At 32.0% G+C, this 7,266-nt stretch carries 7 protein-coding genes; all 7 read right to left on the bottom strand.

Annotated elements, in window-relative coordinates:
• Positions 1–193, bottom strand: a 193-nt coding sequence (locus HDT10_RS04315) for a hypothetical protein (RefSeq protein ID WP_290880382.1), incomplete at its 3' end; no start/stop codon positions are given.
• A complete protein-coding gene (locus tag HDT10_RS04310; RefSeq protein ID WP_290880379.1) occupies positions 186–1,433 on the bottom strand; it encodes a hypothetical protein in 1,248 nt (415 codons plus the stop codon). The genes HDT10_RS04310 and HDT10_RS04315, both read right to left, overlap by 8 nt.
• Positions 1,430–1,882, bottom strand: coding sequence for a hypothetical protein (locus tag HDT10_RS04305; RefSeq protein WP_290880377.1), 453 nt, complete (start codon positions 1,880–1,882; stop codon positions 1,430–1,432). The genes HDT10_RS04310 and HDT10_RS04305 overlap by 4 nt, the downstream gene beginning before the upstream one ends.
• A gap of 2 nt (positions 1,883–1,884) precedes the next feature.
• On the bottom strand, positions 1,885–3,339 hold the full coding sequence (locus HDT10_RS04300) for a putative toxin (RefSeq protein WP_290880376.1): 1,455 nt from the start codon (positions 3,337–3,339) through the stop codon (positions 1,885–1,887).
• On the bottom strand, positions 3,339–4,190 hold the full coding sequence (locus tag HDT10_RS04295) for a hypothetical protein (RefSeq protein ID WP_290880374.1): 852 nt from the start codon (positions 4,188–4,190) through the stop codon (positions 3,339–3,341). Before HDT10_RS04295 ends, HDT10_RS04300 begins: the two co-directional genes overlap by 1 nt.
• An 82-nt stretch (positions 4,191–4,272) precedes the next feature.
• Complete coding sequence (locus HDT10_RS04290) at positions 4,273–5,259, bottom strand: BspA family leucine-rich repeat surface protein (protein WP_290880372.1); 987 nt, start codon at positions 5,257–5,259, stop codon at positions 4,273–4,275.
• A 37-nt stretch (positions 5,260–5,296) separates the two neighbouring features.
• Positions 5,297–7,266, bottom strand: a 1,970-nt coding sequence (locus HDT10_RS04285; RefSeq protein WP_290880369.1) for a type VI secretion system Vgr family protein, incomplete at its 5' end; no start/stop codon positions are given.

Genomic DNA, 7,266 nt, shown 5'->3' with positions numbered 1-7,266 from the left:
CAAGATTATCTTCTAAGATAGGATGTAATAGAGATGTATCTGGAGTAGTTTGTATATCCTTTATTCTTGGAAGAGCTATTTTTCTTCTTGTTTTCTTTTTAGTGTTTGTATTGTTATTGCTCTCATTTTTATTCTTTTGATTGTTTTTTATTTGATTGTCTTGATTCTTGTCTTCTTTGTTTTGATTAGGCATTGAGAATCCTATGAGAGTTTAAGATATTGTTTAGTTCTGTGTCTTTAGCATAAAGTAGTTTTTCTTCTAAAGAGCAGTCAAAGGATTTGGGCAAAGGCTTTAGAGTTTCTTTAGATAAAAACTTTTCCCATAAAATAGCATTCTTACTTTCCTCTAAATCCCAAAAGTCCTCTTTGTTGTGATAGACATAATCTTGATAATTGATAAAACTTACAAATTGCATTTTTATATCTTTTTGCCTAGAGAGCATACCTTGTATTTTTTCTTCCTTTATATTTTTTGGAATCTTGTTGTAATTGATGAGATAAGCATTAAATCTCTCTTTGATTAATTCTTGTTCATTAAGTTCTTCTAAAAGCTCCTTAGAATAATAATTCAAAAAATAATTCTTTGCATATTCCTCTATATGTTCTTTAAAACTTCTTTTATAGATTAAATCATTTAAGTTGATAGGATAAGACTTCAAAGGATTGTTTTTAGAATCTAAAGTATAATCATATCCTACAAAGAAGTAAGAAAAATCCATAAAAGCATAATCCGCACTGATACCTTTACAGATTTTTAAAAACATATTTTCAAGCTCTAAGATGATTTTATCTTCTTTGCTTAAATCTAACTCTTTTTGTATTGTTTTTTCGCTTTTTGGGGTAAAGCTGTGTGTGATTCTATGATTGTAATTGTTAATTAAATATTCTAGGCTTTCATCGCTAAAGTTAAAAGTTAAATGCAATGAGGAGTTAAAATAAACATCATACCGATTAAAATAAGGTGCTAGATTGTCTTTTGCTATAAAAGTATCTATCTCACTTTGAGAAAAGTTTTTCCCTTGTTCATTCCAAAAAGGAAAATTTGGAGAAAGATTCTTTAGTGTTCCTATTTGCTTCAAATCTTTGTTGTCGTATCGGTAGAGAGTATATTTGCTTTTGTCTCTACAAAGTCTATTATAAACTTGTGCATAATTTTTAGGTAATAAATCTAGCCATTCATCACTAGCATTAATATTTATACCCTCTAATCTATCAACACTAAAATAAGCTTTAAGCTCTTGCATAGAATCTAAAGTGTTTTTTAAATGCTCATTGTAAAACTTCCCTTGATTTGCCATTTGAAATTCTAACCATTCTTTGGCATTTAGACGACTGCCTTTTAAACTCCAAGCATTAAGATATTTTTCATCACTAAAAGATTGTATAGAAAAAAAATAAAAATGGAGCTGGTTGGCACTTAGTGTTTTTGTCATTCAAATCCCTTTAATTTATCCATAAGCGCGTATTCAAAGTCGTTTTGCGATTCTCTCCAGCTTTCATAGTCCTCATCATCTGATTCTGCTTCGTCATAATCCTCACCATAAAACTCAAGCAGTTCGCAAGAATCATAATCCCTATCGTCGCTCTCTACATACAAACTTTCGTAAATCTCATCGGCGTTTTCCTCTAAGTCTTTTAACCAAGCTTCTTTGCATTCTCCTTGCAATTCTTGTGCATCATATTGTAAAAGATAATTTAGGTTGTCGTTAAAAATGATATTCGTTTTATCAAGACTTTCATCATTTTTCCATTTATAATATTGCGCTCTAAAGATTGCAAATATTTCTTTTTTTAGTTTCTCTTTATCCTCCATACAAATATAAAAATCTTTTTGAAATTCCTCAAAACTTTTAGCAAAATAGCTTTCTTTTAAATTCATCATTATTATTCTCCACATTGCTGTATATTTTGGTCTTTATTAAGCTCTTCTTCTATTTGGGTGGCATCATTTAAATCTAATCTTTTAATTATTATCTTATTAGGTGCTGCTCCTTTAATGTGATGTAGATAGATTTCTTTAAAGATTGTTTTTATGCTTCTGTGGGCGTGTTTATGATATATAAAACCTTTCCTAGAACCCGTATGGTCTTTATTTCCTGAATTAAATTCTGCTAAACCTGTTATATTATCCATTAATTGAGTATAATGATTACATAAAAATAAATAATCTAGCTCATATTCTCTTGCAAGTTTTAATTCAAAGCTGATTTGCTCTGTTAGGCTTTGAGTTTGGACATTTTTAACCTCCACTAAGGCAGGATAACCATTAAGAGTTACTAAAAAGTCTGGAATCGTATGGTTAAATCCATTGGTATTGAAGTTTGCATCTAGTTTTCTTTGATTGGATAAATGTCTCGTGGATTTCTTTTCAAAGAGTAGGGAAGCTACACAATATTCTCCCGTATCACCGATGGTTTTCCCCAAGATTTTTTGGGAATTTTTCTTTAAATTTTTAAGCTTTTTTTCCCACTTATTTTTCATTAATTCTTTAGTTCCTTCAGAAATATTATAACTATCAATTTCTTTTAGGATATATTTCGCACTTTTCTCTATTTTTTCCGCTTGTTCTTCTTTGTCGTGTTTGGCAGATTCTTCGCCATTTAGCATTGCTTTAAACTCTTTGGGACTTTGGAGCGTTAGGCTTGGATTTTTTACATTGGCAATTCTTCTTTGAAAGGTAAGTGCTTTTTCTTTGGTATTATGAAAATCAGTAACAACAAAGCCTTTATCCTCTAAAGGCACAGGATCAAACTCAAATTTATCCATAGTTTCATTCTTTGGAATTAATCTAGGGATGAAACACCATTTATGATTCTCTTTACCTTCCCTAGACTTCTTAAAAAAATCTTGCAAGAAACTTGCTTCAACCTTTGCAACACCATTTTTAACTTCAAATTTTTCAATATAATTTTTTATATTGTCTTGATTGGTATAGACATCATAGAATACATCATAGTCTTCATACTTATTCCTTGTTAGCTTATTCTTAGGTGTAGCCTCATCACCTAAGGCGTCAAACTCACTATCAATATTATCCGCATTAAGTCCAAGCTTACTGATTCTCTCTTCTTTTTCTTCATTTTTTTCTTTTATATAATTCTGAGACTGAGTTTTATCAATATCAATTTTTTTAATGCGTTGATTGTTGCTATCAACAAGGAAAATTTTTTTCTTGCTACCTTTCTTTTTTATTGCTGTATCTTCTTTGCCCTGCTTTGTTTCCAAATGCCTCTCTTTAGGTAAATAAAAGGCAAGATAACAGCCTTTTAGTGTATCTGCACTTTCAAATTCTTTAATTTTAAAGAGCACATCATTAAATGTAAGAAGTTCTTCAGCCATTATTTAGCCTTTTTCTTTTTCTCCAAAAATTCATTGTAGATTCTGTATTGCTCGGATAGTTCTAGGCTTGTATCAATGTTATATTCTTTGACTAATTGCTTCCAAGTCTTCGCACCTGCTTCTTTTAGAAGCTTTTTGTTTTTACCGCCATAGGCTACATCTAATATAGAGCGAATTGCAAACCAAGTGCCATCTTTTTTTAAGTAATAATGCACGGCATTTACCTCCGCTCCATATTTTAATAATATTCCGGTGCAAGATGCAACCCTTTCCTCTTCTGTTACGGCTTCATATAGGGGTGTAGCGTCGATATGTCTCCAACCTATTCTAAGCTCATTGTCCGTTTTGATAGATTTCATTTCTATATTAGCCCCGGCTTTAAGAGCAACTTCTAGTGCTTTGGGCTGACCCATTGCAAAATAATGTACAGGAGTGTTTCCATATTCACAATATGTTTCAAATGTAGCTCCTTTACCTAAAAAGTATTCAATGACTTTTGGATTTTTTCCTCCCCAGACAATATAACTACTTAAGGCATTCCAATGTTCATGCTGGTCATCAGCTTTTAATCCTAAGCTTTCAAAATACTCTATCATTGCAAAACTTTTGTCTTTATCATACGCAAGCCCTGCATGAGCTAGCACAAAGGGAGAAGGGAAAAAGGGTTCAAGTTTGACCTCTCGCCATCCGCTGTTAAACCATTTTTCAAAAAAGATTTCAGGAATTGGATAATCCTTTAAAAACTCTTTCACTGCTTCAAGATTGTTTGATTTGATAAGCTCCCAAAACTTATCTTTTATGTCGCCCCTACTTTCTCTAAAGATAGCTTTGAGTTCCTCTAGTGTTTTCATTGTGTCTCCTTTTAAACTTTTTGTAAGCTTTGATTTTTGTTTAACTCTTCAAATCTTTTTCTATCTTGGCTGATGTGTGCCACTAATTTTTTTTGAGTAAGCCATCTTCTGTGGTAACAAACCATTTTGGTTTCTTATCTTCATCATCAATAGGCGAAAAAGCAACAAATTTGAACCAATAGCCTATCTTACATCCCTCTGGCAATTTGTCTCCCCACGAATCTAGATTTTGATTGAATTTTTTAGCGTTCCAAAACATCTCATATATGTCTTTTGCCTTGCATAAATTCCATTTATCTAAGGGTTGATTGAATTTTTTAGCGTGGGCAAACATATAGCTTACATCTTCTACATTACTCATATCCCATTTCTCTAAGGGCTGATTAAACTGACTAGCACTACTAAACATTCCCTGCATATCTTTTACCTTTGAGACATTCCAAGATTCTAAAGGTTGATTGAATCTAGTAGCCCTATTAAACATATGACACATATCTTCTACATTGCTCACATCCCACGAGCTAATATCGTGATTGAAATGCATTGCATCCACAAAGCAAAATGACATATCCTTGATATGCGAGACATTCCACTTTTCTATCCCGCTAAAATCTTTTCTCTTGGATCTATCAAAGAGTTTTGAAAAGTCGCTCACTCCGCTGACATCAATATCACCTAGATAAATGCTTTCATCTTTGATAAGCTTTTTGAGTGCTGCTTTTGTCTTTGGCTGATAGGTTACACCTTTGCTTTGGGAGGTTTTAGGCGTGAAAAGTGAATCAAATGCCTTTGCCTTGTCTTTTGCCTTTGTGAGCTTTTTTAGAATCTGCAAAAGAGCATATTCTTCAGTGTCTTTGACGCTTCGCCCCGCATACACGGCTCTATCGTCCCAATACTCTTGCTCTAAATCGCTGATATAAGTCTCTAGCTCTACTATTTTTTCTTCATCTATCACCGCACCTTTTTCAAAAAGTGTGAGGACTTTTGCTTTTAAGGATTCTAATTCCTTTTTTGGTGCGGCTATACAGCTTTCAAGCACTTCAACTAGCTCTTTATTTAAATTTTTCATTGTGTCTCCTTTTTTGTAAGTTTAATTATATTAAATTTTAATCTGCCCTTAAATCTCCTCCTTTTACTCTTAATCCTTTACTATCTATAATCACTTGCACTTTACCAACTTGAATAATGACTTTATCTTTTGTTTGTTCAATGGTAGCATTTCCCACTTGACTTACAATCTTTTTTTGTGCGACCACAATGTTTTCTTTATTGGCTAGAGTATTGACAAAATCAGCTGTAAAAGAACAATCATTTTTAGCTTTAAAGCTAATGGAATCGTCTGCTTCAGCTTTAAAATATTCATTAGTTTCTATGCTTGTATCTTTTTTTGAAAACATTTTTATGCTATCGTTTGATTGGATTACATAAGAACCTTGTATAGTTTCATTTTTATTATGCCCCACTCTTTGAATAGAATCATTTCCTATTACTTGCTCTAAATTGTTATTGACAATCACTTTTTTGTCATTTCCTGTGTTTTCTTCATAATTTTGTGCGATATTGACTTCATTATTCACTCCCACATTCAAAGTATTGTTTAGTCCCACATTAGTATCTTTAGAGAGTAGAGTGTTTTCTAAATACTCTGCTCCTACATTGACATTTTTAAATCCCACAATGTTTTGCATATGTCCTAAGGTAATAAATTCAGTATATAAAGCTCCCACTTCTGAAGTCTTGTTGCTTTTAATGGTTTGTTCATAATTATTGCCTATCTCTTCTTTATAATCCTTTTGTGCGAGGATATAAATCTCTTCTTTATCCTTATCGTTTTTTAAAGTGATTTCATTCCTTGCTCTTGCTTCTACATTATCTGTCCCTATCGTTGCATTTGCTAGAGTGAGATAATGGTTGTTTGTAGGGCTTAAGGAATAATCGGTATCTTCTTGGAGTTGAAGTTCCTCTAAGCCTTTATTTATCATCGTAGGCACAGCACTTAAAGAAGAGAGCGTATCAGAGGCGATTTCTCTTTTATATCTTGGGTAATTATATTGTGGCATTGTGGTTGTTCCATTATATAAACTAGAACTCACATAAGGCTTATCTATATCTTCATCTAAAAAAGAAATAATTACTTCATCTCCTACTCTTGGAGTATGATAGAATCCTGAATGATGACTTGCAATAGGAGAAGCCACTCTTAAAAAGGGGGTATGGTGATAGATTCCTTGTTTCTCATCAATACTTTCTTGTGCTGCATACAGATTGATTCTTACCTTTACTCTTCCATAGTCATCTGTATAGATTGTATTTCTTTCTTGCTCTATCTCTAAGCCTTTACCTATTACAATTCCTTGTGTGCAATTGGGTGCTTTAGGTTTAGCTTTTGGGCTTGGAGTAAAGATAAGATGGTTTGGCAGAAGTGTTAAAACATTCTCACAACCTTGAAAGTTTATATCATTTGATAGAATTTGTGTGTTTGCAACTAGCACAAATGATTCTCCATCTCTAAAACCTTTAATTTCTAAAAAATCACATAATTGCAATTCATAGATATTGCTTTTTACATTTAAAATTTCATCTAACATTTTGAATCTATTTTCATAAACTTTAGAGATTGGGGCGTTTTCATAAAAATGTTTATTAGAGAGTGCGTCATTAGGATTTGGATTAGCAGTAGAAGTTGAAATGTTTGCAGGTTGGCTAAAATGTGTGCTTGAATGCGTGAAAGAATTAGCAGAGATTTGGTTCTCTTGTAAAATGGCATTAATACATTCTTGCTTTAAATTATTATTTGGATTGGAATTATAAGGAATTAAATGTGAAGTTCCTTTTTTATAATGGTCGCAAAAGTAGATTTTATCACTTGTTTCATAAAAAAAGATTCCACAATTATGAGCAATTCTTGTGATAAAGTCTAAATCACTTTCTTGGTATTGAGAAATTAATTCTTGTTTTTCATAATCTAAAAGTATATTAGAAAAATCAATCTCTTTATTTAAGGTGTCATTATAGAAATTTAAAGTTTCTTTAATGACTTCTGGCACATTGGAATCTATATAGATTCTATTTGCTT

This window comes from Helicobacter sp. (assembly GCF_014799995.1).
GTDB lineage: Bacteria > Campylobacterota > Campylobacteria > Campylobacterales > Helicobacteraceae > Helicobacter_D.
This window is presented reverse-complemented; position numbering and strand designations above follow the sequence as displayed.